The organism is Psychrobacter glacincola, assembly GCF_904846075.1.
Taxonomy (GTDB): domain Bacteria; phylum Pseudomonadota; class Gammaproteobacteria; order Pseudomonadales; family Moraxellaceae; genus Psychrobacter; species Psychrobacter glacincola_C.
The window spans coordinates 975,018-1,000,190 of the sequence record NZ_CAJGZH010000002.1; the positions used below are offsets into that span (position 1 = coordinate 975,018).

Annotated in this window: 18 protein-coding genes and 1 pseudogene; 10 read left to right on the forward strand and 9 right to left on the reverse strand. The window is 43.3% G+C overall.

The window, feature by feature from the left end:
- The first annotated feature begins 192 nt into the window (after window positions 1–192).
- Entirely contained in the window at window positions 193–1,836 is a 1,644-nt protein-coding gene (locus tag JMW85_RS10225) for an aminotransferase class I/II-fold pyridoxal phosphate-dependent enzyme (protein ID WP_374220453.1), read from the forward strand.
- 107 nt (window positions 1,837–1,943) lie between these two features.
- Here JMW85_RS10225 and JMW85_RS10230 read toward each other — a convergent pair whose 3' ends face one another.
- Together JMW85_RS10230 and JMW85_RS10235 are read right to left on the reverse strand one after the other, a co-directional pair.
- Window positions 1,944–3,551, reverse strand: a complete 1,608-nt coding sequence (locus tag JMW85_RS10230) for an inorganic phosphate transporter (RefSeq protein WP_193008281.1) — start codon at window positions 3,549–3,551, stop codon at window positions 1,944–1,946.
- A 638-nt stretch (window positions 3,552–4,189) separates the two neighbouring features.
- Window positions 4,190–5,833, reverse strand: coding sequence for an ATPase (locus JMW85_RS10235; protein ID WP_201581678.1), 1,644 nt, complete (start codon window positions 5,831–5,833; stop codon window positions 4,190–4,192).
- Between the two features lie 253 nt (window positions 5,834–6,086).
- Between JMW85_RS10235 and JMW85_RS10240 the strand changes: the two genes are divergently transcribed.
- The 5 genes from JMW85_RS10240 to JMW85_RS10260 all read left to right on the forward strand — a co-directional run bounded on the left by JMW85_RS10240 (window position 6,087) and on the right by JMW85_RS10260 (window position 12,185).
- The gene (locus JMW85_RS10240; RefSeq protein ID WP_201581679.1) at window positions 6,087–6,797 is read left to right on the forward strand and encodes an FFLEELY motif protein; all 711 of its coding nucleotides are present in this window, start codon (window positions 6,087–6,089) and stop codon (window positions 6,795–6,797) included.
- Window positions 6,798–7,136: 339 nt separating this feature from the next.
- Complete coding sequence (ubiE, locus tag JMW85_RS10245) at window positions 7,137–8,003, forward strand: bifunctional demethylmenaquinone methyltransferase/2-methoxy-6-polyprenyl-1,4-benzoquinol methylase UbiE (protein ID WP_445322390.1); 867 nt, start codon at window positions 7,137–7,139, stop codon at window positions 8,001–8,003.
- Window positions 8,004–8,114: 111 nt separating this feature from the next.
- Window positions 8,115–8,819 carry a ubiquinone biosynthesis accessory factor UbiJ gene (locus tag JMW85_RS10250; RefSeq protein WP_201581681.1) on the forward strand — a complete coding sequence of 235 codons (705 nt, stop codon included), beginning with the start codon at window positions 8,115–8,117 and terminating at the stop codon, window positions 8,817–8,819.
- 103 nt (window positions 8,820–8,922) lie between these two features.
- Complete coding sequence (locus tag JMW85_RS10255; protein WP_201581682.1) at window positions 8,923–10,584, forward strand: ABC1 kinase family protein; 1,662 nt, start codon at window positions 8,923–8,925, stop codon at window positions 10,582–10,584.
- A 185-nt stretch (window positions 10,585–10,769) separates the two neighbouring features.
- Window positions 10,770–12,185: an FAD-binding oxidoreductase gene (locus JMW85_RS10260; RefSeq protein ID WP_201581683.1), complete on the forward strand. Its 1,416-nt coding sequence runs from the start codon at window positions 10,770–10,772 to the stop codon at window positions 12,183–12,185.
- Between the two features lie 92 nt (window positions 12,186–12,277).
- Here the strand turns inward: JMW85_RS10260 and ruvB are convergent, their stop codons facing one another.
- The 5 genes from ruvB to JMW85_RS10285 all read right to left on the reverse strand — a co-directional run bounded on the left by ruvB (window position 12,278) and on the right by JMW85_RS10285 (window position 17,630).
- Window positions 12,278–13,258, reverse strand: coding sequence for a Holliday junction branch migration DNA helicase RuvB (ruvB, locus tag JMW85_RS10265; RefSeq protein ID WP_045447074.1), 981 nt, complete (start codon window positions 13,256–13,258; stop codon window positions 12,278–12,280).
- 204 nt (window positions 13,259–13,462) lie between these two features.
- Window positions 13,463–14,083 carry a Holliday junction branch migration protein RuvA gene (gene ruvA, locus JMW85_RS10270; RefSeq protein ID WP_201581684.1) on the reverse strand — a complete coding sequence of 207 codons (621 nt, stop codon included), beginning with the start codon at window positions 14,081–14,083 and terminating at the stop codon, window positions 13,463–13,465.
- A 93-nt stretch (window positions 14,084–14,176) separates the two neighbouring features.
- A complete protein-coding gene (fba, locus tag JMW85_RS10275; protein ID WP_045446949.1) occupies window positions 14,177–15,214 on the reverse strand; it encodes a class II fructose-bisphosphate aldolase in 1,038 nt (345 codons plus the stop codon).
- A gap of 555 nt (window positions 15,215–15,769) precedes the next feature.
- Entirely contained in the window at window positions 15,770–16,156 is a 387-nt protein-coding gene (locus JMW85_RS10280; RefSeq protein ID WP_055123806.1) for a hypothetical protein, read from the reverse strand.
- 259 nt (window positions 16,157–16,415) lie between these two features.
- Complete coding sequence (locus JMW85_RS10285) at window positions 16,416–17,630, reverse strand: phosphoglycerate kinase (RefSeq protein ID WP_201581685.1); 1,215 nt, start codon at window positions 17,628–17,630, stop codon at window positions 16,416–16,418.
- A 355-nt stretch (window positions 17,631–17,985) separates the two neighbouring features.
- On the opposite strand from JMW85_RS10285, the gene JMW85_RS10290 reads away from it, so the two are divergent.
- The gene (locus tag JMW85_RS10290; RefSeq protein ID WP_045446956.1) at window positions 17,986–18,315 is read left to right on the forward strand and encodes a TraR/DksA family transcriptional regulator; all 330 of its coding nucleotides are present in this window, start codon (window positions 17,986–17,988) and stop codon (window positions 18,313–18,315) included.
- 49 nt (window positions 18,316–18,364) lie between these two features.
- Here the strand turns inward: JMW85_RS10290 and JMW85_RS10295 are convergent, their stop codons facing one another.
- Together JMW85_RS10295 and JMW85_RS10300 are read right to left on the reverse strand one after the other, a co-directional pair.
- On the reverse strand, window positions 18,365–19,033 hold the full coding sequence (locus JMW85_RS10295; protein WP_201581686.1) for a thiamine phosphate synthase: 669 nt from the start codon (window positions 19,031–19,033) through the stop codon (window positions 18,365–18,367).
- Between the two features lie 171 nt (window positions 19,034–19,204).
- Window positions 19,205–20,293, reverse strand: a complete 1,089-nt coding sequence (locus tag JMW85_RS10300; protein WP_045451193.1) for a serine hydrolase — start codon at window positions 20,291–20,293, stop codon at window positions 19,205–19,207.
- A 427-nt stretch (window positions 20,294–20,720) separates the two neighbouring features.
- Between JMW85_RS10300 and JMW85_RS10305 the strand changes: the two genes are divergently transcribed.
- The 3 genes and pseudogenes from JMW85_RS10305 (at window position 20,721) to JMW85_RS10315 (ending at window position 25,148) form a co-directional block, all read left to right on the forward strand.
- On the forward strand, window positions 20,721–21,356 hold the full coding sequence (locus tag JMW85_RS10305) for a response regulator (RefSeq protein WP_055123802.1): 636 nt from the start codon (window positions 20,721–20,723) through the stop codon (window positions 21,354–21,356).
- A 184-nt stretch (window positions 21,357–21,540) separates the two neighbouring features.
- Complete coding sequence (locus JMW85_RS10310; protein ID WP_201581687.1) at window positions 21,541–23,334, forward strand: sensor histidine kinase; 1,794 nt, start codon at window positions 21,541–21,543, stop codon at window positions 23,332–23,334.
- A gap of 100 nt (window positions 23,335–23,434) precedes the next feature.
- Window positions 23,435–25,148, forward strand: a pseudogene (locus JMW85_RS10315) (sigma 54-interacting transcriptional regulator).
- Window positions 25,149–25,173: the final 25 nt, after the last annotated feature.

The following is a 25,173-nucleotide window of genomic DNA, read 5'->3' on the forward strand; positions in this document are numbered from 1 at the left end:
TAGTAGAGCAGCAATAAGGCAACGATAATACTATTAATGCAAGTTATTCTTGCATTTGCAAATATACTACCCTTAAAAACAGCTTGCATTGATACTGGTAATGCAATAATATCTTGCATTAAGGCTTAATTAAAACAAATGCCTGCTTTCCTTCTCTCCATTACCAACTAATGAATAAAGGCTTGAATGATTATGGCTGATGACAAAAATAAAAGCACACAAGCCGAAAGGCTGGTACAGCTACGTCGTGATAAAGGGCTGACTGCTGAGCAATTAGCACAAGCCATGACTGCAGCAGGCGCAAAAGTCAGTCGCGGTGCTATCTCGAATTGGGAGCGTGGCACCAATGGTATTGTGTCATCTAAACTACCAACGCTAGCACACATTTTAGGCTGCAGCGAAGGCTATCTGTTACGCGGCGAACTAAAAAACGACAGTGATAATAATAAAGAGGTGAGTAAGAGCGCTCATTCTCATAACAAAAACAGTCAAAGTACGGCACCCGCTCAAGCTGATAAGATACATGAATCACAAGCCAATCAAACGACTACAACTCCTACTATAGATACAAACTCACAAAACAACCCTATGAGTGGTCACGCTATGAACACAATAAAAAAATCGGATAAATTGCAAAATGTTTGCTACGACATTCGAGGCCCGCTATTACAAACAGCCAATAAGATGGAAGCAGAAGGCAAACGTATATTAAAGCTGAACGTCGGTAACCCAGCCCCCTTTGGTTTAGAAGCCCCGCATGAGATTTTGCGCGATGTGGCAATGAATTTACCAGACGCGACCGGCTATTCCGACTCGCAAGGGATTTTTTCAGCGCGTAAAGCCGTCCTACAATACTACCAATCAAAAGGGTTGCTATCGGCAGTTGATGTTCGTGACGTCTATTTAGGCAACGGAGTTTCTGAGCTGATTGTAATGACCATGCAGGCCTTGATGAATGATGGTGACGAAGTGCTTATTCCAATGCCAGACTACCCGCTTTGGACGGCAGCGGCGAACCTAGCTGGCGGCACAGCGGTACATTATCGCTGTAATGAAGACGATAATTGGCATCCTGATATCGAAGATATTAAATCTAAAATCACCTCTAAAACCAAAGGTATCGTGGTGATTAACCCTAATAATCCAACAGGTTCGCTTTATAGTGATGAATTGCTGAAACAAATTATTGAGGTCGCTAAAGCGCATGATTTAATCATCATGGCCGATGAAATTTATGATCGTATTCTTTATGATGATATGGTACACACCCCAATGAGTACGTTGACTGATGATGTGCTGGTACTCTCATATAATGGATTATCAAAATCGCATCGTATCGCGGGATTCCGGGCAGGTTGGATGATGGTGTCTGGCAAAAAACACCATGCCACTGACTTTATCGAAGGCTTGGACATGTTAGCGTCTATGCGCTTGTGTTCCAACGTCCAAGGTCAGTATGCCATTCAAACGGCGATGGGTGGCTATCAAAGCATGAAAGAGCTCACGTCAGAGCGTGGGCGCTTATATAAGCAGCGTGAAATGGCCGTGTCACGACTTAATGCGATCAAAGGTATCTCTTGTACCATGCCACAAGGCGCGTTTTATTGCTTTCCAAAGATGGATCCTGATGTTTACCCTATCGAAGATGATATGGCATTTATGATGGATTTGCTTGTTGAAGAAAATGTCTTAATGGTGCAAGGAACAGGCTTTAACTGGGATAAACCCGATCATTTCCGCTTGGTGTTTTTGCCAAACCTACATGATTTAGAGGATGCCATGGACCGCTTGGATCGCTTCTTTGCCAAAAAGCGCAAACAATTTGGTACCGAATAAACCTTAATTTGACATAAAAAAACGCTTATCGGCATGATGCTGATAAGCGTTTTTTATTTGAAATGTGCTTATAAATAACGTTAAATAAGACTTAATAAGCGTACGTGTTAAAAAATATTGACCAAAATAATATAACTGATGGCAGACATTGCCGCTGCTGCAGGAAGAGTAATGATCCATGCCAAACCGATAGGTTTCATCAACGCCCAATTGGTGTCTCTATTGACGATACCGATACCCAGTACTGCACCGACCAAGGTATGCGTGCTTGATACGGGCAGACCCATGGTTGACGCGCCCATTACCACTGCAGCCGCAGCCAATTCAGCTGAAAAACCAGAAGCGGGATGCATTTTTGCCAAGTTGGTACCAACCGTTTGAATAACTTCTTTACCAATGAACCAAAGACCAACGATAAGCGCAACACCAAAGGTCAGCATAACCGCAGGCGGTACAGCGGCTTCAGTCGCAATGCTATTGGTACGGATAACATCCATAATCGCGGCGAAAGGACCGACTGCATTGGCAATATCGTTTGAGCCATGGCTAAAGGCAAAAGCAGAGGCGGTAAAGACTTGCATCCAGCTAAACATAATAAACGTCGCTTTGGTCAAATCCTCTTTATGTTTACCGCGGATACTCTTGGTATAGATAAAGGTCGCAAGCCACACTAGCGCCGCGATCATACCCATGATTAAAAAGCCTTGCAGCGTCGTCATGCCATTATTGACATTCTTTAGCCCCTTAAAGATGACCAAAGAGGCCATGACCGCACCGCCTGCAGCCGCAATGATAGGCACCCATTGCTTCAACGCTTTTAGCGTATCAAGGTTGCTGCGTTCATTTTCAATCTCATAAAGCTGTTTATAGTAGTCAGTCTCTAAATCTTCAACATCGCAATCATCATCTTTGTAGATTTCTTGATCACGTAACATCGCTGACGTATAAGCCAACTGTTCTGATTCTGTTAAACCGTCCAAAAATTCTTTGTGGTTTTGTTTTAAGGTTTTTTTGTCGCCTTTCAAAGTCGCAATGTGCGCCTCTGTTCTATCATTATACTCAATGATGTTTTTCTTAATCTGTCCATATAATACATAGGACAAAACGCCGCCCAATAGCGGTGATAATACCCAAGAAATCGCGATGGTGCCAATCGTACTCCAATTCACCGTTGATAATGCCATTTCAGTACCACCTAACGTGATACCTAATACAACAGAGCTACCAACAACGCCGCCAATAATAGCGTGCGTGGTCGAAACGGGCAGACCTTTTTTAGTGGCAAATAATAGCCAAAATGCGGCAGCGATGAGCGCTGACAGCATGACATAAATGAATTGGTTGGGCGTTACTGAAAGACCATCTAAATCGACAATGCCGCTTCGAATGGTATCGGTGACTTCACCACCTGCCAGTACGGCTCCGGACACTTCAAATATCGCTGCGATACCCAGTGCCTGCGGGATAGTCAACGTCCCTGCACCTACTGAGGTACCAAAGGAGTTGGCGACATCGTTACCACCAATATTGAATGCCATAAAGACACCAAAAGCAGTGGCCACAATAAATAGCGTCGTCTGTTGACGCATCGTGTAATCTAGACCCCACCACAAAAAGTAGGCGGTCATCGCAATCAGTAAAATGGCAAAAAATAGATTTATTCTCATAGAACCGACTGATTTGGCTGGCTCTGTAGAACTGTTGCTAATACCCATACGTTGATACGTCCTGCGTAAGCTGATTGAAATTATAGGCGGTTGATGACATTGCGCGGCTATTAATAATGCTCGTGATAGCTTCTAACATTAAGATAACGTATATGAAACGCGCAATATGCTTGCTAAAAAACGGTTTTTCTTACTGCTATCTTGGTGCTCTACCCTAGCGCTTAGCTTTTATTTACTCGTATTTCATCTTACGTAAAGGCAGTAAATAAGGTAAAACACATCACTCAATATGTCACAAAGCCGCAAGGAATATTGCCAAATCGTCTGATTACAGCAGCTTGCGGCTTAGAGATGTCGTAGTAATAATTTTGGTTCTAATAACTGCTATTGTAAGAACCTTTGCCAAACTTATTAATCAGAGTGATTAAAATGTCTGTGTCAAAGGATAAAACACGCTACTCACTCAGTGAGTTTCGTGCACAGCAGGAACTATTACGCGCCCATTATATTAAATATAAGCGCATAATGCATGATGATATTGCAAGATTTGTAACTGCCAGCAGATGCGTTAGAAAACATCCTGCTGTAACGCCGCATTATACTCTCTTTCCCTGAATTTATTTAACGTTAAATATATAATTATGGCGCTTTGTAACCAGCTACCTAATTGAATGACCAATCACATATCAGCTGCCACACACCGCTGATAGTTGCTTAATCGCATGATGTAAAACATCCAAACGTGCTTGACGCTTCTCATTGGTCGCGATGACACACCACGGTGCGTACTCTGTATCGGTACGTGCCAGCATATCCGCCGCAGACTGCACATAATCCGACCATTTATCACGGTTACGCCAGTCATCGTCCGTCAGCTTAAACTGCTTGTGCGGTGTCTCCTGACGTGCCTCAAAACGTTTAAGCTGTTCTTTTTTATCGATAGCCAACCAGTATTTGATAACGATTGTCCCCGCCGCGGCTAAATCCGCCTCAAAACGATTGATTTCATCGTAAGCACGCTGCCATTCCTCATCCGTGGCAAAACCCTCAATGCGCTCAACCAAAACGCGCCCATACCAAGTCCGATCAAAAATGGCAATACGGCTAATACGGTCGGTTTGCTCGTTCGGAAGTTTGGTCCAAAAACGCCATAGATAAGGATGTTGCAGCTCATATAACATTGGCGCACTGATATTATAAATTTGATACTCGCGTGGGTCGAGCGGCGCAACCAACCTTTTGATTGCGCCACCTTTGCCAGCAGCGTCCATTCCTTCAAAGGCAAAAACGATATGACGCCCTTTGCGCGCACGCAGCAACTGGGCAAGGCGAACTTGTTTTTCTACCAACGCATCACGGTAGTCCGACTTATCAATCTCTGCCTCATCGATATCTTTTAAACATTTAGGAATTTTTACAGGTTCAAACCTTGCTGATTTGAGTGCTTGCTGAGCTTGCTTCTTAGCCTTCGATTTATCAGAGGTGTTTACTGTATTTCTTTTACTACTCATTAGCGCGGTTTGCATCGCTTGTAGCACTTCATGGCAAAAATGGTCAGCCGCATCTGACTTGTCATCACCATCAATGATGATCCAATCATCTTGCTGGCGTAGCAGAACGGTAGCCACTTGATTAAAGGTTTCGATAACTTTTTTACTATTCCAGTCAATTTGGTATAAAAACTGCGGATCGGCTTCATCGTCATTCAGTCGCGCTTGCAACGTTTCAATATCCACATGGAACCAGCATTTAAGCAGTCGGGTTTGATTGGCAGCTAGGTCTTGTTCGAATGCTTGTAGCTTGATAAGCTGCTGCTGTAAATATGCTTGCCATTGCGCAATCGGTAACGCTTTGTCTTTGGCAGACTTGTCATTGTCTGACGTTGCCATACGCATGACGTTATAAAGCAAGTCCGCATACCAGTTGCCAAAATAAACCATCACATCGCCATGACGGGGTAATGCCTTAGTATGTGCCTGCCAAATCGGCTGATACGCTAAGGGACAATCACCAACGGTTGCCTCAACTTTAAGTAGTCGAGGATCTACCCATTGGCGCAATTGCTTGACAGCAGTGCCCTTGCCTGCCTGCTCCATACCATTGACCAATACCAATAGCCCTGTTGGTTTATTGAGGGTTGGTGGCGTCTGTTGCCGCGTTGCTCGTAGAGCATATTGGGCGGTGACCAGTGCCAATCTCAGTGCATTTTTGTCCATAGAAAACTGGCTCAGGGGATTGGGAGTTAAGCGTTCATCGACAATCTGCTCACTAAATCGTGCACTTAGCGCTTGTGGTGCGGTGGATTCAGTCGTCTTATTATTTTGTCTCATAACTGTCATCATCCTATGATTGAAAGCGTGTTAGTGTCATCATAGCATTGCAGCAATTCGGTAAATAACGCTGCTATGTAACAGTTTGACATTTGTATTCTGCTTTATTTTCTTTTAAGGTGAACACAATCTCAGACACATGCTGTAATCACGCTCTATAAATACAAAAACCAAAAGTATAAAACACGGTTTATCCTGAGCCTTTTATTCGCAACCTTTTAACCCTCTTTACTTTTATGCAGGTTTACTGACCATGGCCTCTTTAGCCGATTTACAACAACATTTGAACCGTTTTTGGGCACTGCCTTATCATGAAAATTTACCATTAAACGATAAACTCAGCGAGGTGCAAGCTTGGCAACGAGATCGTATTCAGAACACTCATAAAGACTTGTTTGAACAACCTCAAAATCAATTAATGGCAGATTATTTTTTGACACAATTGTATGGCGGCGATGAGTTTAAATTGTTGGCCAGACAGTTAGAACGTATTGTGCCTAAAGCACAAAAAGTCGAGCGTTTTGCGCCAGCAGCGGCTTTAGAAACCGGCAGCATGGCGATACAAGCCGCTATCTTAGCGATAGAGCTGGATTTACATCTAGCAGAATGGCTATTGTCTCAAGATTTGGCTGTTAATGAAGACAACATGCTGACCGCCTATCGCGTAGTCAACGAAGCCGACACCAGACGTATCCAAATTGGTCACTTAAAAGAGGTGTGCTATCGTACTGATAAATATATAAACTCTTTTATGTTGCAAAAAGCCTTTGCCTTGGCTAAAGGCACCGCCTACCGTTACAACTATCGACCTTTGTATGAATTTATAGATTCAGGCTTTAAAGCGATGAAACCATTAAAAAGTGTCAGCGGCTTTATTGAACCGTTTTGTGAGCGTGAGCTTGAGATTATTGACCGTGTTCATGAGACGGATAATGGCGGTAAGCCAATGACGTTTGGTGTATGATAGACGCATCATTTGCTTGGTTAGCTGCTATTTTATACCTTGCAAACCAATAATCATAAAAGTGAATCACAGGATAATGCTATGACCGATAACACCAATAACAACAACGCTCATCTCGATCAAAAACCTACCATCAATGGTCATTTACAAGATAAATTGGTCAGAGATAGCATCACCCACAATCAAAATATTACGTCACAAGTGCAAGCACGTCAAAGCTATGAAACTAATACCACGCTTAATACGGGTATTGATGCTGGCGTCGAAAACAGCAAGAGAAATGACTTTACACAAGTCCAAGACCTACCAACGGGAACGCCACAAGGCCAGCAAACCACTATGCCAAACCATACTACCAGCAGCAACACTGTAGATAATGCATCTGCACAAACACAAACCGCCAAACAAACACTTTTTAATCAGCGTGATGATATCAATAATCCGCATACGCCTGATACCGATGGTAATGAAGAAACGCATTTTGGCTACAAGACTGTCAACAAGGCTGAAAAGCAAGCACGCGTTGCGGACGTATTTACCTCAGTTGCCAAAAAATACGACATCATGAACGACTTAATGTCATTTGGTATTCATCGCCTATGGAAGCGTTATGCCATTAGCTTATCAGGCGTGCGTGCGGGTCAACATGTGCTTGATATCGCTGGCGGTACGGGTGATTTGGCCAAAGTCTTTAGCCGTGAAGTCGGTAGAAATGGCCATGTGGTGTTATCAGATATCAATGCCGCCATGTTAGAAGTCGGTCGTGAACGCTTAATCAATGCTGGCTGCAATAACGTCGATTTTGTACTTGCCAATGCAGAAACACTCGCGCCATTCGATGACAATAGCTTTGATTTGGTCACTATCAGCTTTGGTCTACGTAATGTCACGGACAAAGACGCAGCGCTCAAATCGATGTATCGCGTGCTGAAGCCAGGTGGTCGTTTATTAATTTTGGAGTTCTCAAAACCTGTATTTGAGCCATTGTCTAAAGCCTATGATTTATACTCATTTACCGCCTTACCTATTATGGGCAAGCTGATTGCCAATGATTCTGAGAGTTATCAATACTTGGCCGAATCGATTCGTATGCATCCTGATCAACAGACGTTGAAACAAATGATGCAGCAAGCGGGCTTTGAAAATTGTGATTATCATAACTTAACGGCTGGTATTGTCGCTGTCCATCGCGGCTTTAAAGCGTAAGATTAAGTTAAAAACCATCGTAATAGACATGCCATCACGTAAAGTGGTGGCAACTGACCTTTACAAATGATGCGCTCTTTTAAGGCGCTCAACTGACTATGCGAGAGCCTTATGCTGACTGTTCTACTTTTGGCGGGTGCCGAAAAGCTGATTAACCTTGCTATTGCGAGTGATGAAATTACCAAATCAGGATTGGCACCGCTTGCTGGCAAAGTGTTGCGACTCAATATGGCCATGCCTGAGATTCGTTTGGATATTTTATTCACTCATGAGCGTTTGCGTTTTGAGCCGGTGACAACAGACAGCGTGTTTGAGCAAAGTGGCGCGATGAACGAGCACCAACAAGCCACTATGGAGCGCGCACGGATTGGTCATAGTCGCCCAGACTGTACCATTACTGTAGATAACCCAGCGCAACTGCTGAATCTGATGCGTGGCACTGAGGGCAACCTGCCTATCGCGGGTGATTACAAGGTACTCATGCAGCTCAAACAACTGGTCGCAGGTTTCGACCCAGATGTTGCAGGACAGCTTGAGCCATTTATTGGTAAGCCGATGGCCAGTCAGTTACATCTACTTATATCACAGCTAAAAGGTAGCTGGCGTCATAGTGCTAAACGCGCTTTTGACGATGTCAGCGACTGGGCTAATGAGGTGGCAGGTAATAGTGCTCCTGATCCTACCGAGGCAGCAGAAGTAAACGATCTTAAGCAGCAACTGTTAAAGCTGCGGGCTGATGTCGAACGTGAAGAGGCCAAACTTGCTGCTATCAAAGATGAACAGGCACGTTTTCTCAATAACTCATTTCATCAATAATTGTTGTCATCGATGATCGCTAAATCCTATTATCGACAGCACAGTTTATAAATAAGTGCAGTGCCCACCCTATTTTCGACTTTCTTTAGAGTACCCATACCTCATGCTATTATCTCATCGCGCCCGTTTACTTGAGCTTTGGCGTATCGCCGCAACTTATCGCATCGATACTCATCTTTCTATCGAAGACGCGCCACAGCTGCAACCTTTGGCGCGTTTAATTCGTTTGCATCCAGCGGCGTGGGGTAAAAAACACCAACCCAATGCGATTAAATATGCGCTTGAAGACATGGGCACGCTGTTTTTAAAGCTTGGCCAACTGCTGTCAACGCGTCGCGATTTAGTGCCGCCTGAGATTATCGAGCAATTGGTTCAGCTACAAGACAAAGTCAAACCTTTCGATTCTGATGTGGCCATTACCCAAATCCAAGACCCTAAACACGGTCTTGGTCAATCGATTGGTACCTTGTTCGCACGCTTTGATGTCAAACCTCTAGCGGCGGCTTCTATTGCCCAAGTACATACTGCTGCGCTGCATGATGGTCGTGAAGTGGTGGTAAAAGTGGTGCGTCCTGATATTCGTACCACCATCATTGCTGATTTTGAGCTACTACGTGAGCTGGCCAATTGGGCATCTGCGCGTATTGAAGCGGCACGTGCGATCCATATCGTCGATATTGTCGAAGACTATCGCCAAGTGATGTTAAACGAGTTGGATTTGACCTTAGAGGCAGACAATACCACTCAGATGCGTAACAACTTCTTGGGTTCGGCATTGATGTATGTACCAGAAGTCTATGATTCTGCCAAAAATGTGATGGTCATGGAGCGTATCCAAGGCGTTCCTATCTCGCAAGTTGCAGTGTTTGATAAGCTAGGTTACGACCGAGCAGCACTAGCAGAAAAAGGCTTAACGATATTTTTTACCCAAGTATTCCGCGACAACTTCTTCCATGCCGATATGCATCCGGGTAATGTGTTTGTAGAGACACCGCCGGTTAAAACACTCACCGCAGATATGGCAGCGGTTGACTTAGGTCATGAACCACGCTATATCGGACTTGATTGTGCCATCATGGGCACGCTATCAAAAGACGATCAGCTTATCGTCGCGCGCATGCTGTTGGCGGTGATGAATAACAACTTTACGGCGATGGTTGATATCGTCAGCCGTGCCGGTTGGATTCCACCAAATACAGACAAGCATGCCCTGATGCGCGATATGAAACGCACGGTTGGACCTATGCTACAAAAATCTATTAATGATATCGACTTTGCTGGTGTCTTAATGCAAATTTTAGATATCGCTCGCCGTCATCATATGAGTATTCCACCGCAACTTATGCTGCTATTGAAGACCTTGGTTCATGTCGAAGGACTTGGTCGCGACTTGTATCCTGACCTTGATATCTGGTCACTTGCCAAGCCGATTTTAAGCAGCTGGATTAAAGAGCAGCTCGATCCGATGCGTAACTTGCAACACTTACGCCAACAGTTGCCAGAGATTTTATTATCGACGACTGATATTCCAAAGCTACTGGATCAAAGCTTACAAAGCCTTGCCTCACAAGGATCACGCCAAGACAGTCAACTGCGAGAAATACAACAAATTCGTGCGGATATGCTTAATGATCGCCGCCGAGATTGGCTAGCACTGTCAGGTTTTGCCATTTTCATCGCCATTGCAACACAGGTTGTTGGCTGGCTCTCGCCTATCTTTTATATATTGGCTATTTTGGTTGTCGTTTGGCGTATTTTAGCCTAACGCTCTGTTATTTTTAATAAAAATAAGTATTGGTTAATAGCCATTACTATCTAATTTTTATTCAATAAGCTCTCACTCACTTTCATTGCTTTTTAGTGACATTTAAAGTGAGTGAGAGCTTAGTTTTTACATTGCCTCATTTCTCATTGTGTCGTTAAAAAAGACGCCCTGTATAGGAGTCACCCATGTCTACCGCTAAAATATCAATTGCTAAAAAAGACCACAGCGAGGCTATTGCTGCCTTACAAACTCGTTTCGGTAAACAACTTACTACCAATATAACGGTACGTGAGCAGCATGGGCATACGATGACGTGGCTTGCCAATCAGCCACCCGATGCCGTCTTGACAGTACAAGATAAGCACGAGGTAGCAGCTGCGGTGGAGATTTGCAATCAGTATCAAATGCCAGTGATTGCATTTGGTATTGGCTCATCCTTAGAAGGTCAATTAAATGCGCCATATGGCGGATTATGCATCGATATGCATGCGATGGATGGAATATTGCAGGTACATAATGAAGATCTGACGGTGACCGTACAACCAGGCGTCACACGTGAGCAGCTCAATCACTACTTACGTGATACAGGACTGTTTTTTCCAATAGATCCGGGTGCCAATGCCAGTATCGGCGGTATGGTCGCCACTCGCGCTTCAGGCACCAATGCGGTACGTTATGGCACGATGAAAGATGTGGTACTCGCGCTTGAGATAGTCACCGCTAGTGGAGAGATTGTCCGCACTGGTACCCGTGCCAAAAAATCTGCAGCGGGTTATGACTTGACTAGATTAATGATCGGCTCAGAAGGTACACTTGGTATTGTTACTGAGGTGACGCTTAAACTATTCGGCATCAGCGAATGCATTGGTAGCGGTATTTGCCATTTCCCAACGATTGAAGATGCCTGTCAGGCAGTGATGCTGACCATTCAAATGTGCTTGCCGATTGCGCGCATTGAGTTACTTGATGCCATGCAAATTAAAGCCTGTAATCAATATGCCAATCTTGATCTGGATGAGACGCCTACCCTATTTGTAGAGTTTCATGGTACAGATGCCAGCGTCGCCGAACAAGCTCAAATGTTTACGGATATTATCGAAGAGTTCGGTGGTACAGATTTTGCTTGGGATACCAATGAAGCCGAGCGCAAACGTCTGTGGCAAGCACGGCATAACGCCTATCATGCCAGCTCTGCCCTACGACCTGAAGCCAGTGCCTTATCGACCGATGCCTGCGTGCCAATTTCACGATTAGCAGAATGCGTCAGTGCAACAGCAAAAGATATCGAAGCGTCGGGCATGATTGGGCCTATCGTCGGTCATGTTGGCGATGGTAATTTTCATGTTTTGTTATTAGTCGATACCGATAACCCTGAAGAAATCGCTACTGCTGACGGCATTATCAGCCGCTTAGCTACCCGCGCTATTGAAATGGATGGCACTTGTACAGGTGAGCATGGCATCGGGCAAGGCAAACAAAAATATATGCAGCAAGAGCACGGTAATGCCTTAGTGCTTATGCAAGCAATTAAATCAGCCCTTGACCCTAAAAATATCTTAAATCCAGGTAAAATATGGCCTGAGCCTTTACCCGCTGTTTAACTGTCGAATGGTGCTTATAAGAGATCAAAGCCTAAAAAATGCTCCTACGTTTAACTAGAGTATTAAACGTAGGGGCATTTTTTAGGCTAATTTCATAACATCTGGTCAATCGCCATCTGGGTCAGTACGCGTCCACGTGCGGTACGCAATACATAGCCTTGCTGAATAAGATATGGCTCAATCACATCCTCAAGCGTACCGCGATCTTCAGCCATTGCTGCTGCTACCGCTTCAACGCCAGCTGGACCGCCATCAAAGCGTTCGTGCAATATCTCAATATAACGTCTGTCCAAATGATCAAGACCACGTCTATCAACTGCCAGCATATCGAGCGCACTGCCAGCAATCGCGCCATTGATACTACCGTCGCCTCTCACTTCAGCATAATCACGTACACGGCGTAATAAACGATTGGCAATCCTTGGCGTACCACGCGCACGGCGAGCAATCTCCACCGCGCCATCTTCACTCATCGGTACACGCATCAAACGTGCGGCACGACTCACAATCGTGGTCAGGTCAGCAATATTATAAAATTCGAGCCGCTGCACAATGCCGAAACGATCACGCAGTGGTGAGGTCAATAATCCTGCTCGCGTGGTTGCCGCGACTAAGGTAAACGGCGGTAAATCCAGCTTGATAGAGCGTGCCGCAGGTCCTTCACCAATCATAATATCCAGCTGAAAATCTTCCATGGCGGGGTACAGTATCTCTTCAATAACGGAACTCAATCGATGAATTTCATCGATAAATAGCACATCACCCTCTTCTAGATTGGTCAACATAGCTGCCAAATCACCGGGGCGCTCAAGCACAGGCCCTGAGGTTGAACGCAAATTACCACCCATTTCACGAGCAATAATATTGGCAAGCGTCGTTTTTCCAAGACCAGGCGGACCAAAAATCAAAGTATGATCTAATGCCTCACCCCGACCACGCGCTGCGCCAATAAATACTTCCATCTGCTCACGTACCACTGGCTGACCAATATATTCAGCCAGTAATGCCGGTCGAATATTAGAATCAGGCGCATCGCCTGCCCCTTCGAATGGATTAATTAAACGATCTTGCATCATAGGTTTTATCATTATATTAAATCATTATTTTTAAAGAATAGGTATAAATAGCATAACCAAACGCTACGTATAAGTCATGCAAAACATCATAAAGCAGCTACTAAATAAAGCACAGCCTAAAACGAAAATAAGCGACAATGAATGTCGCTTATTTTCGTTTTAGGCTTATTGATACTTATTAATGGTAGTGAGCTGAATGAATCAAAATCCTGACAACTGTTGCAATGTGGCTTTTAGTAAACCTTGCGTATCGGCAAAGGTATTACCATTACTCTTAGCGGCTTTAATCGCTTGCTGTGCCTCTCTTTCTTTATAGCCCAAGCTAATCAACGCGCCTTCTACCTCAGCAATGATGCTACCCTCGTGAAACACCTCAGCAGGTTGCATGGCAAACTCTAAATGACTGCTATCGACTTCGATATTTTTCAGCTTATCTTTTAGCTCAATCAATAAGCGCTGCGCTGTTTTTTTACCGATACCCGGAATACGGGTCAATGCTGTCTCTGACTCTTGCTCGACATGCATCTTTAGCTCAGCAGCTGACATCGCAGATAGCATTGCTAATGCCATTTTTGCGCCAACGCCATTGATCTTGATCAATTGACGAAAGACATCACGCTCTTTGCGATCGATAAAGCCATAAAGCAGCTGCGCATCTTCGCGCACATGAAAGTGCGTCCAAATGCTCGCCTGCTCATTGAGACGCAACTGGCAAAATGACGGTAGCGGCAGCTCTATGTCGTAGCCGACACCAGAGGTAGTCATGACACAGGCAGTCGGTGCCATCAAATACTGCACTTGACCACTAATCAATCCAATCATAATCCACTACCTCTATTAGAGCTGATATAAAAAATGAACTGAGCTGCTATTTAATGATAAATGCTACTAAATAAGCATATCTCACCGACATGCTTATTTATAAAAATCGACCATACCTTCAAGGCTAATTGGGCGAATTTTATGTGCCTGACCCGCAGAACCAAAGGCTTCGAAACGATTGGTACAGATATCTGACATTGCAACCATAGACGCTTTAAAGTATTTACGTGGGTCAAATTCACTTGGGTTTTCTGCAAGGAATTTACGAATAGCGCCCGTTGATGCCAAACGCAAATCGGTATCGATATTTACCTTACGCACACCATGCTTAATCGCTTCAACGATTTGCTCAACCGGTACACCATAAGTCTCACCGATATTACCACCATTTTCATTGATGACTTTCAGCCACTCTTGCGGCACTGATGACGAGCCATGCATGACCAAATGGGTGTTAGGAATACGGGCATGAATCTCTTTTACACGCTCAATCGATAGGATGTCGCCTGTCGGTGGACGGGTGAATTTGTAAGCACCATGACTGGTACCGATAGCAATGGCTAACGCATCGACGTTGGTGTCTTTAACGAACTGTTCTGCTTCGTCAGCACTGGTCAAGAGCTGCTCGTGATCTAATACGCCTTCTGCGCCAGAGCCGTCTTCTTCGCCTGCCATACCAGTCTCAAGACTGCCCAAACAACCGATTTCGCCTTCTACAGAAACACCGCACGCGTGTGCCATCTTGACAACTTCGCGAGTCACGCTGGCATTGTAATCATAATCCATTGGCGTTTTACCGTCTTCACCGAGCGAGCCGTCCATCATCACTGATGAGAAGCCAAGCTGAATTGAGCGTTGGCAAATCGCTGGTGACATACCATGATCTTGATGCATAACGACTGGAATATGTGGCCACTCTTCGATAGCAGCAATAATCAGATGACGCAAAAATGCAGAGCCTGCATAACTGCGTGCACCAGCACTAGCCTGTACGATAACAGGAGAATCACAGGCGTCGGCTGCCATCATGATTGCACGCATCTGCTCTAAATTATTGACATTGTAAGCAGGGACACCGTAGTTATTTTCGGCGGCATGATCTAGAAGTTGACGTAACGATATTAAAGCCATAAGACGCTCTCTGATTAAATTTTGAATATGATATTAAGAAATCATTCTTAAAAATACGATGTTGCAACAATTGCCCTAAAACCCTAGCCTGATAATAGTCAGACCAGCAAAAAACTGGTGTTTTTTGATCGTAATTATTACGCCGTGATTATAGCAAAAATTGCCAGCGCTTCGTAGCGGTTAACCGACTATTTCTTTCTTTGCTTGATTCATAAAACAGAATGATAGCGAGTTTCATAAAACAATTTGATAAGTTCCATATGATACGCAGCTAATTGAAAAAACGGATAAACCTTGTGCATCATATTTTTGACTGACTAAGGCCTGCCCTCAATTCAATCAATGGATATTTAAATGCGCTAAAGATGAGGACACACCCTAACCTCTAGATTATGATTTTAAATACAAAAAAGCCTTGGCTATCACCAAAGCTTTTTAAATATTTTGAGGGCTTATACAGCAATCAATATCTGCAACCAACAGCTTAATAAGCTATTCATCAATCAACAAATTAGTAGATCAATGGCTTAGGTTCAGTTGCTTATGTATTGATGATTAGTACTGTTGTTCTGCTTCTACTGCGTTTTCACTGGCTTTATTCTCAACAGCAGATGCGCCATCGGCAACCACTTCAGCAGTTTTGGCAACGGCTTCATTTGCGCCTACCACAACTGCTTCACCAGTGTTTTTTAGTGCATCTGTAGCAGCAACACCGGCAGTTTCAGCGCCTTCGGCAACTTCAGTACCAGCATCTTTTGCAGCAACTTCAGCTTCAGCAGCAGCGGCTTCTGTTTCAGCAGCGGCAGTATCAGCGTTAGCAGCAACATCATCACCAGCAGACTCAACAGCAGCTTCGGCGTTCTCTTCTGTTTGTTGGCTACATGCAGTGATTGCAAAAGTACCAGCAAGTACGCTAGCAAGTAATAAATGGCGTTTTAACATAATAAATCCCTCATAAATAAAGCATGTCAAATACATGATTTGCGCTATTTTATAGAGTGCAAATTAGACATGCAATCATAATTTTCAGTATAGAAACAAATAATTACTACTTAATAATAATGAGTGGCCACTGATTCTTATTTCTCTTAAAACAATAACATAAGAATAGTAGCCAAAATATTATTGATACAGCGTACATGAGATGGTGAGGCTAAATTGTACGGCTAATGTTACTCATCTGCTAAATATCGTTAAAGCGTTACGCATCAATCTGTAGAGCAGCAACCGCAGGCAATACCTTGCCTTCTACAAACTCTAAAAATGCGCCACCACCTGTTGACATGTAGCTAACGCCATCTGCCACTTGATATTTATCAATTGCAGCAAGCGTATCACCACCACCAGCGATCGAAAATCCTTCGCTGTTTTTAACGGCACTTGCTATGATTTGTGTGCCCTGACCAAAAGCATCGACTTCAAAAACACCGACCGGACCATTCCATAAAATGGTTTTTGCGTTGATAATAGCATCCGCTAATTGCTTAGCACTTTCTGGAGCGATGTCCAATATCATGTCATTTTCGCCAATCGCATCGACAGATTTGATGGTCGCAGTGGCTTGTTGTAATGAGCCCGTGAAGTCAGCAAAATCAATCTCATTTTTATCAGCAACGACAACATACTCAGGCAATAAAATTTCAGTCTTAGTCATAATGTCACGAGCTGTCTCAACCAAGTCCGCTTCATACAGTGACGCACCAACGCTATGACCTTGCGCCGCTAGGAAGGTGTTTGCAATACCGCCACCAACGATAATCTGCGAGCATAATTCAGACAAACTGTGCAGCACTTCTAGCTTTGTCGATACTTTGGAACCACCAACGATTGCCAACATTGGCTGTGCTGGGGTCTCAAGTGCCAAGCTTAACGCATCAAGCTCAGCCGCCAATAAAGGTCCTGCACAAGCTGTTTTTCCTGCTCGATGCATAGCTTGGGTAATGCCTTCTGTTGAGGCCTGCGCACGATGTGCGGTGCCAAATGCATCCATCACGAATACATCGCATAAATCAGCGTATTTCTGTGCTAAATCCGCATCGTTTTTCTTTTCGCCCTGATTAAAGCGCACGTTTTCTAATAGCATGACCTCGCCTGCTTGAATTGCCACGCCTTTAGTAAGGTAGTCATTGTTTAAGCTAACGGGCTTTGATAACTCTGTGGCTAATTTATCGCTTAAATACTCAGCAACTGGTGCTAGCGAATATATCGACTCAGGACTGCCTTCAGTTGGACGACCTAAGTGTGAACAAACTATAACGGCCGCGCCTTTTTCTAACGCCATCTTAATCGTAGGCAAGCTGGCTTGCAGGCGTGCATCACTGGCGACTTTACCGTTTTTAATAGGCACATTGAGATCTTCACGAATCAACACCACTTTATCCGTTAAGCTCAGCTCACTCATACGCAAAAAATTCATTACCTGCTCCTATGCATCATCTCTTGTTAATCTATCGGTTGGCTCTTTACTCATTACTGAAAATATTTATCAAATCGGCTGCTCTTGTCTATGGCTGTATAAAAGCAACCAAGCAAGAATTTGAGGCGGTGTATTCTAGCAGTTTTCTAGCAAGTGCTCATAAAGAACGCACTATTAAATTTTACTCGGGCGTGTCCTCATTTTGAAAATGAGGATAAAAATAATACAAATGGCTAAATTTTAATAAAAATCAGTAACATTTCGTGGTGGCACTTAGTAATAAAGCTGTTTAAGATGCTATTAGCACTGATAATAAATAATACCTACAATAAAAATAATCCATTAGGAGAACCCAATGAGTATCGACCTCCAAGCTGCCAAACAAAACCTACTAACACTTAAAGAAGAATATGAGACTCGTATCGATAAAATTGAAGATCATATCCAAAACCCGCAAGACGACCTCAATGAGCATTGGGAAGACCAAGCCATCTCTTATCGTCAAAACGACATGCGTACAAATTTGATGGTTGAAGCCCGTCAAAGTTTGATTTATGTCGAAAATGCACTAAGTCGTATTGAAAACGGGACTTATGGTAAATGTGAAGTCTGCGGTGAGCAAATTGAAGAACAGCGCTTACAAGCACTACCTTACGCTACCCTATGTATGGAACATGCTGAATAACGACTCATTTTTACTCTAAAACATCCCTTCTAAACCAAAGTTCCAGTGGTCAAGCAGGCGTTTTCCATTGAGAGAATGCCTGCTGCCATTGTTTACAGCGCGCAGCGATTTGATCCACAGGTAAATCCATAATATCGCCAACGACCGCCACGTAAGTAATCGGCAAACCTGCCAGTTCGGTGATATTTTCTGCCGTCAAGCCACCTATGACACATATCGCTATATTTTGCTGACAGCCATCTATGAGCTGCTGGCGCGAGATAATATTGGCGTTAGGTTTTGTATTTGAGGTAAAAATCGCACCCATAGCGGCATAGCTTACGCCCTCATTTTTTGCTTCTTCAACCAATTCCACCTTGCCATGACAAGTGCGTCCGATCATTTGGTTTGCATGTAGTTCGTGCTTAGCATCGGCAACTTCGCCATCTTGTTGACCCAAATGCACACCAACGCCGAGCTTGGCAGCCAGTTTAATATTGTCATTGATGACGACTGGTACGTTGTACGCTTTCGCCAACTCAACTATTTGTCTAGCCTCTTCGTATAGACGAGACTCACCATCAGGTAGCGCCAATATCTGCTTGCGACGAATTTGTAACAGCGCAATGAATCCTGTTGCTAGTGCTGCTTCTAATTTGCGATACAGCAGCGCAAACTCATCGTCATTGGTCAGTAAATATAGCTTTGGCGTTGATATAACAGTCGGTGTTTGAGTCATATTATTTTTCCTAGAGTGTGTCCTCATTTTAAAAATGGAGATAAAAATGAGATAATTTTTTAGCCCATGTATAAGTCCATTGGTTAAATTAAAGACACACCTTAAATTCAACACAATAAAAAGGCTGTTATATCCAATAACAGCCTTTTTATAAATGCTAAAACAGTAAAATTACACCGTGCGGCGTGTCGCTAGACTGTTTAGAATATTTTTGGCATCACCCCAACGTGTGGCTGAGCTGTTCGCTCCTAAGATGACGATAATTGCTGGGCGGTTATTCACACGCGTTTCCATGACTACACAACGACCAGCTTCATTGATGAAACCTGTTTTTGAGATACCAATTGGATAATCACCGGCACGAACCAAGCTACTGGTGTTATTGGCTTTATAAGTACGGTTACCACTTGAGTAGTTAGACACATAAAAGTCATAGCTCTTGGTGGTCGAGAAACGGCGAATCACATCATAGTTACCCGCCGCGCGAACCATTTTAACCAAGTCATTTGATGAAGCGACATTGCGCTTATCAAGACCCGTTGGATCACCAAAAAAAGCAGTGGTCATACCCAGATCTTGAGCTTTGCGATTCATGGCACGTATAAAGGCGGTATAGCCACCTGGATAATTACGCGCTAAACTCTTTGCTGCTGGATTTTCTGATTTCATCAATGCCATGAGCAACATCTCAGCACGATTCAAACGATCGCCTGATTTAAGGTTAGAGCTGGCTCGCTTAGGGCCGACGAAATCTTCTGGATCGAGTGTGAGCTCTTCACGCATATCGAGACCAGCATCCAATACGACCATGGCCGTCATCACTTTAGAGATACTGGCCATTGGACGTGCAATGTCAGCATCTTTTTCATAAATAGATTCGCCCGTTTCAGCATCGATGACCGCAACACTACGCGAATCAGTGCTGATCGGTATCATGTTACTGCTACCAAATGAGCCACGATACGTTGTATTGTAGCTATTACTGCTATTGTAACTGTTATTACTACTACCGAAGCTATTGGCGTTGGTGATACTGGTCGTACCATTGCCACTATCGACTTTCTTGATAGCTGAGCCTTTGGATTTGTACATAATATTGCGTGCTTCAGACAAACTATCAGCACCGCCCCAACTCATGCGAGCACTAGAGCTAGTGTCAGCGCTACCATTAATAGTAAGTGCGGCTTGTGCAACACTGCCCAAACTCAATGAAATCATAGCAGCGATTAATTGCTGTTTGGTTAATGGTAGTTGCTTCATTATGCCTCCTGCTGTCACGATGCTGTTAATTAGAGAATCAGTTACATACTAACCAATAGCAACAACGTACGTAGCGTTTATGAATGGGTTTATAAGTACTCGTATAGAGTTTTTGTATTTTTAGTGTATCATGGTTTGCATTTAAGTTTAATGTATCAAGCTGATTTAATAATTTATTTTGGTGTAATTCAAATTTTACTACAACCACTTTATATTACAGAAACATTGACTCACATTTCAGCAATATATCTCAACTTTGAACACTGTAATTATTCGTTTTTTGTTATATTAAACAATGGTATCTATCTAAAAGATTAGCAATATTTTATTTTTTTCAAAAACTAAAAAAACGACTCTAATGATTTTATTTTTTGTCATTTAGCGTCAATAAAAGCCTTCATTCTGACAAACAACAAAGAGTATCGTTATGATTAAAGTACTGGTAGTAGATGATCATGATTTGGTGAGAATGGGTATTAGCCGCATGTTGTCAGATAGTATCGATATCGAAGTAATCGGCGAAGCGGACAGCGGTGACATGGCCATCAAATTGGCCAAACAATTGCGCCCTGATGTGGTTTTGCTTGATGTCAATATGCCTAATATTGGTGGGCTTGAAGCAACCAAACGCTTAATTCAGCTGGATATGGGTATCAAAATATTGGCCGTCAGCAGTATGTCAGCGCAGCCTTACCCTTCTATGCTCATCAAAGCTGGCGTCAACGGTTACATCACTAAAGGCACGCCACTCGATGAGATGATTCGCGCTGTCAAAAAAATCTATCAAGGTGGTCGTTATTTTAGCCAAGATGTCGCTGAGCAACTGGCTGATGTTTTGCTGTCAGATAATGCCAACTCACCTTTTGACTTACTGAGTGATCGCGAAAAACAGGTGGCAATGATGGTCGTTAACTGTCAAAGCCCGCAGCAAATCGCCGATCAGCTATTTGTGAGTGTCAAAACCATCAACACTTACCGCTATCGTATTTATGAGAAAGTTGGGGTTGATAGCGATGTGAAGTTAACACATTTGGCCATTCGTCATGGTCTAATTCAGCCATAACTCATTAGGGCATGTCCTCAGTTCAATTGATGGACATCTACATGAGCTGAAAATGGCTAAATTTTATCAAATATCCTGATATTAATGGCGATATCTTCCTTGTTTGATTGTAATTTATCTCATTTTATCTCTATTTTAAAATGAGGACACGCCCTAGCAACTGTTCCCTTATTGCGGTCAATCTATGAAGCCTGCTACTAATATCATCTCTGCTGTTACTCACTATTTGCATCGTGATGACACGCTATCTCCACCTCAATTGCGCAGGTTGGGGCTTATTTATAGCAGTTACCGCTTTGCTGTTAGTCTGTTTTCTTTACTGATGGTGTATATCACCGCTCACTCTGACAACAGCCTCTCTCTACCAAGCTTTTTACAACAAACAACGCTTAGCTTTTATTTCCTGCTTAGCCTTATTTTACTTGGCTTGTTTTATGTCGTTAATCAGCAAATGCGGCGACAGTTGGCCTTTGGTTTAGTATTAGACGTCATTATATTAAGCTTATTACTATATACAGCGGGTGCGCCTGATTTACAGTTGACCATGCTATATATGGTGGTCGTCGCAGCGAGTTTTATGTTGCTACACGGCTCACAAGCCTTAATTATTACCTTACTCGCTATTATTTTTGTCATTTATCAGCAATTCTTTTATGCCATTGCCAATAGCATGAGCTTAGCAAATTTAGGGGACGCATTGCTCATGTCAGCCAGCTTTTTGGCGGTTGGTGGTTTGAGCTGGTCCATCTCACAGCGTTTGGTACAACTTGAAAAAGTAGCAGCGAGTCACGCTAAAGAAGTTGAACGATTAAACGTTATCAACCAAGAAGTCATCACGCAAATGGTTAATGGTGTCATCGTCATCGATAAACAGCATATCGTTTTAGCAAACCTTGCCGCTCACCAATTACTTAGCCTTTCACACAGCCCTTCCGCATCATTGCACAGCACCTCTATTGATACAAAAGATACTCGAAACAATACTCGCAGTGCACTCTTATCTAACTTTCAGCAGCAGCTTGGCCAACAACATACTCAGCTATTTAAAGCCTGTTTGTCAGTAGCGGTAGGCCAATCACGCACCTTTATTTATGATTTGCCTGCAGTCGCAAACGCTTCCATATTCGGTAAACTGCGCGTACAAATCATTCCATTGAAAGATGACAGTAAATTGATAATGTTAGAGGATTTACGCCGCGAGCAAGCCAGCGCCCAACAATTGAAACTGGCTTCTTTAGGGCAATTGACGGCGAGCATCGCCCATGAAATAAGGAATCCTTTGGCAGCGATATCACAAGCCAGCCAATTATTAATGGAAGATGTTATAGAAGCCAATCTAGAAGTCGATACAGCAGATAATACGATAACGCCGACTATTTCAAGTGATGATATGGCAGCGAATCATGAGCTTTATCAAATAATATTTTCACAAACAAAACGCGTGAATCGCATTATCGAAGATGTACTAAAATTGTCTCGCCAGCAAACTGCAAACCAGCAAGCGATTATATTGGCAGACTGGATGCCAACATTTTTAGAGAATTACTTTCAAGGACACGATGTTTTTCTACACGTAAAAACACAACCGACCATATCATTCGACACACATCAACTAGAACAAGTCTTAATCAATTTAATTAACAATGGCTTGCGCTACAGTAGCTACGCCCACCCTCATGCCTATGTGGAAATCGAGATTTATTGTGCGGATAACGATGTTATAATTGATATCTTGGATGCTGGTCGTGGGGTTAGCACCAAAGACTTAGAACATTTATTTAATCCTTTTTTTACGACAGACCAAGCAGGGACAGGCTTGGGGCTGTATTTATCACAAGCTTTTTGTGAGGCCAACCAAACTCGCTTGCTTTATATTCCTGAACATGAGAAAACCTGTTTTCGCTTGATAGCACCTGCTATTGGTGCTGATACTCATGTAAATAAAACTGAACATAATGTTAATACCACTATTTTATAAATATTAACGTTACCAAGTATTAACATTACATAGAATACTTTGCCATTAAGGCCTCTTGGTTTTTACCATTTTATAGCTATTGAATACGATGAGATGATGTATGACAACAACCGCGCTAGTCGTTGATGACGAAGTGGATCTGTGCCGATTGATGCAAATTACTTTGACCAAAATGGGCATTAAAAGTGATGTAGCATATACTCTGTCACAAGCAAGATCATACTGGCAAGACAATGATTACGATTTTTGCCTGACCGATTTAAAGCTGCCTGATGGGTCAGGACTAGAGTTGGTAAAAGAAATCAGTAATAGCTCTAGTACGCCCATTGCCGTGATTACTGCTCACGGCAGTATGGATCTTGCCATTGAAGCCTTGAAACTTGGTGCTTTCGACTTTGTGAATAAACCTCTTGAGTTACCGCGCCTACGTCAACTGGTGGAAAATGCTTTAAAAGTTATTCATCAAGACAATGAAGCAAAAGCCACAGCCGAATGCTCACCCGAACAAAAACTGCTGGACAGTAGACTCATTGGTGATTCTGCGGTGATGCACCCACTGAAAAATACTATTTTAAAATTGGCACGCTCACAAGCACCTGTATTTTTGTCAGGCGCTTCGGGTACTGGTAAAGAAGTGGTTGCCCGATTGATTCATGACTTAAGCCCACGCCGTGATGGTAGCTTTGTACCAGTAAACTGTGGAAATACCATCAGAGCTAATGGAGTCAGAGTTCTTTGGTCATAAAAAAGGCAGCTTTACAGGAGCTGTCGCTGACAAGCAAGGGCTGTTTCAGCAAGCCAATGGCGGCACGTTATTTTTAGACGAAGTGGCAGACTTGCCTTTAGCCATGCAGGTAAAACTACTGCGCGCCATTCAAGAAAAAACGGTGAGAGCCATTGGTGATACCAAAGAGGTTCCCGTAGATATTCGCATCTTGTCCGCCACCCACAAAAATCTAAACCAATTGGTACAAGACGGTGCGTTTCGACAAGATTTGTACTACCGTATCAATGTGATTGAGTTAAAACTGCCGACGCTCAATGCACGTCGTGATGATATCCCTGTATTAGCCAAGCACTTTTTAGCATTAATTGCTGATGAATGGCAGTTAGAGAACCCACCGATACTCACTGTTGAGGCATGCGAGCGTTTGCAAGATCATAACTTTGCGGGCAACGTTCGTGAACTGCGTAACGTACTTGAACGTGCAGTAACCCTAGCAGAGACACCGCACATTGACATCAGCCACTTGGGTTTGCCTGATATTGATATAACCCATCACCGCGCAGTCTCTCAAGATCAGAAGAGTGAGCCAGCGGTTGTCAATAATACTCAATATTCTGAGCGTCAAACAAACAAACAAATGATCGCTCAATCGATAGAAAATAGAGAAAAAGTCATTCAATCTATGGATGAGACAATAGCGCCACAGGTCCAGCAAGTGACAACCAACTTGCACCCTTATCGTACTAACGCTCAGCACTACCCTTCTATGATACAGCGTTCAGAAAGCCATCATGCAGAAAGCCCAAACCATACGGCCCGTCATAATCATGAAGAATCTGTCACCCATCGATCTATTCTGCAAGGAAGTGATGAAAAAGCAATTCTAAGCAAATTAAAGGATGGTCAGTTACCCTCTCAAGGGTTAGAACACTACCTACAAGAACAAGAAAGACAGTTGATTATTACCGCGCTAAAACAAACGGCTTGGAATAAAACGCAAGCAGCTGAGCTACTAGGCACCACTTTTCGCTCTTTACGCTATCGCATGAAAAAACTAGAGATAGCTGAGGATCAATTTGAGCCATAGCATTCGCCATTTTTGAATAATGACA

Bases quoted from the DNA above. Each gene is read 5' to 3' on its own strand.
- JMW85_RS10255 (WP_201581682.1), top strand. From the start codon at position 8,923: ATGCTATTATCTCATCGCGCCCGTTTACTTGAGCTTTGGCGTATCGCC.
- JMW85_RS10290 (WP_045446956.1), top strand. From the start codon at position 17,986: ATGAGTATCGACCTCCAAGCTGCCAAACAAAACCTACTAACACTTAAA.
- JMW85_RS10260 (WP_201581683.1), top strand. From the start codon at position 10,770: ATGTCTACCGCTAAAATATCAATTGCTAAAAAAGACCACAGCGAGGCT.
- JMW85_RS10225 (WP_374220453.1), top strand. From the start codon at position 193: ATGGCTGATGACAAAAATAAAAGCACACAAGCCGAAAGGCTGGTACAG.
- ubiE (WP_445322390.1), top strand. From the start codon at position 7,137: ATGCCAAACCATACTACCAGCAGCAACACTGTAGATAATGCATCTGCA.
- JMW85_RS10230 (WP_193008281.1), bottom strand. From the start codon at position 3,551: ATGGGTATTAGCAACAGTTCTACAGAGCCAGCCAAATCAGTCGGTTCT.
- fba (WP_045446949.1), bottom strand. From the start codon at position 15,214: ATGGCTTTAATATCGTTACGTCAACTTCTAGATCATGCCGCCGAAAAT.
- JMW85_RS10310 (WP_201581687.1), top strand. From the start codon at position 21,541: ATGAAGCCTGCTACTAATATCATCTCTGCTGTTACTCACTATTTGCAT.
- JMW85_RS10285 (WP_201581685.1), bottom strand. From the start codon at position 17,630: ATGAATTTTTTGCGTATGAGTGAGCTGAGCTTAACGGATAAAGTGGTG.
- JMW85_RS10305 (WP_055123802.1), top strand. From the start codon at position 20,721: ATGATTAAAGTACTGGTAGTAGATGATCATGATTTGGTGAGAATGGGT.
- JMW85_RS10300 (WP_045451193.1), bottom strand. From the start codon at position 20,293: ATGAAGCAACTACCATTAACCAAACAGCAATTAATCGCTGCTATGATT.
- ruvA (WP_201581684.1), bottom strand. From the start codon at position 14,083: ATGATTGGATTGATTAGTGGTCAAGTGCAGTATTTGATGGCACCGACT.
- JMW85_RS10235 (WP_201581678.1), bottom strand. From the start codon at position 5,833: ATGAGACAAAATAATAAGACGACTGAATCCACCGCACCACAAGCGCTA.
- ruvB (WP_045447074.1), bottom strand. From the start codon at position 13,258: ATGCAAGATCGTTTAATTAATCCATTCGAAGGGGCAGGCGATGCGCCT.
- JMW85_RS10250 (WP_201581681.1), top strand. From the start codon at position 8,115: ATGCTGACTGTTCTACTTTTGGCGGGTGCCGAAAAGCTGATTAACCTT.
- JMW85_RS10295 (WP_201581686.1), bottom strand. From the start codon at position 19,033: ATGACTCAAACACCGACTGTTATATCAACGCCAAAGCTATATTTACTG.
- JMW85_RS10240 (WP_201581679.1), top strand. From the start codon at position 6,087: ATGGCCTCTTTAGCCGATTTACAACAACATTTGAACCGTTTTTGGGCA.
- JMW85_RS10280 (WP_055123806.1), bottom strand. From the start codon at position 16,156: ATGTTAAAACGCCATTTATTACTTGCTAGCGTACTTGCTGGTACTTTT.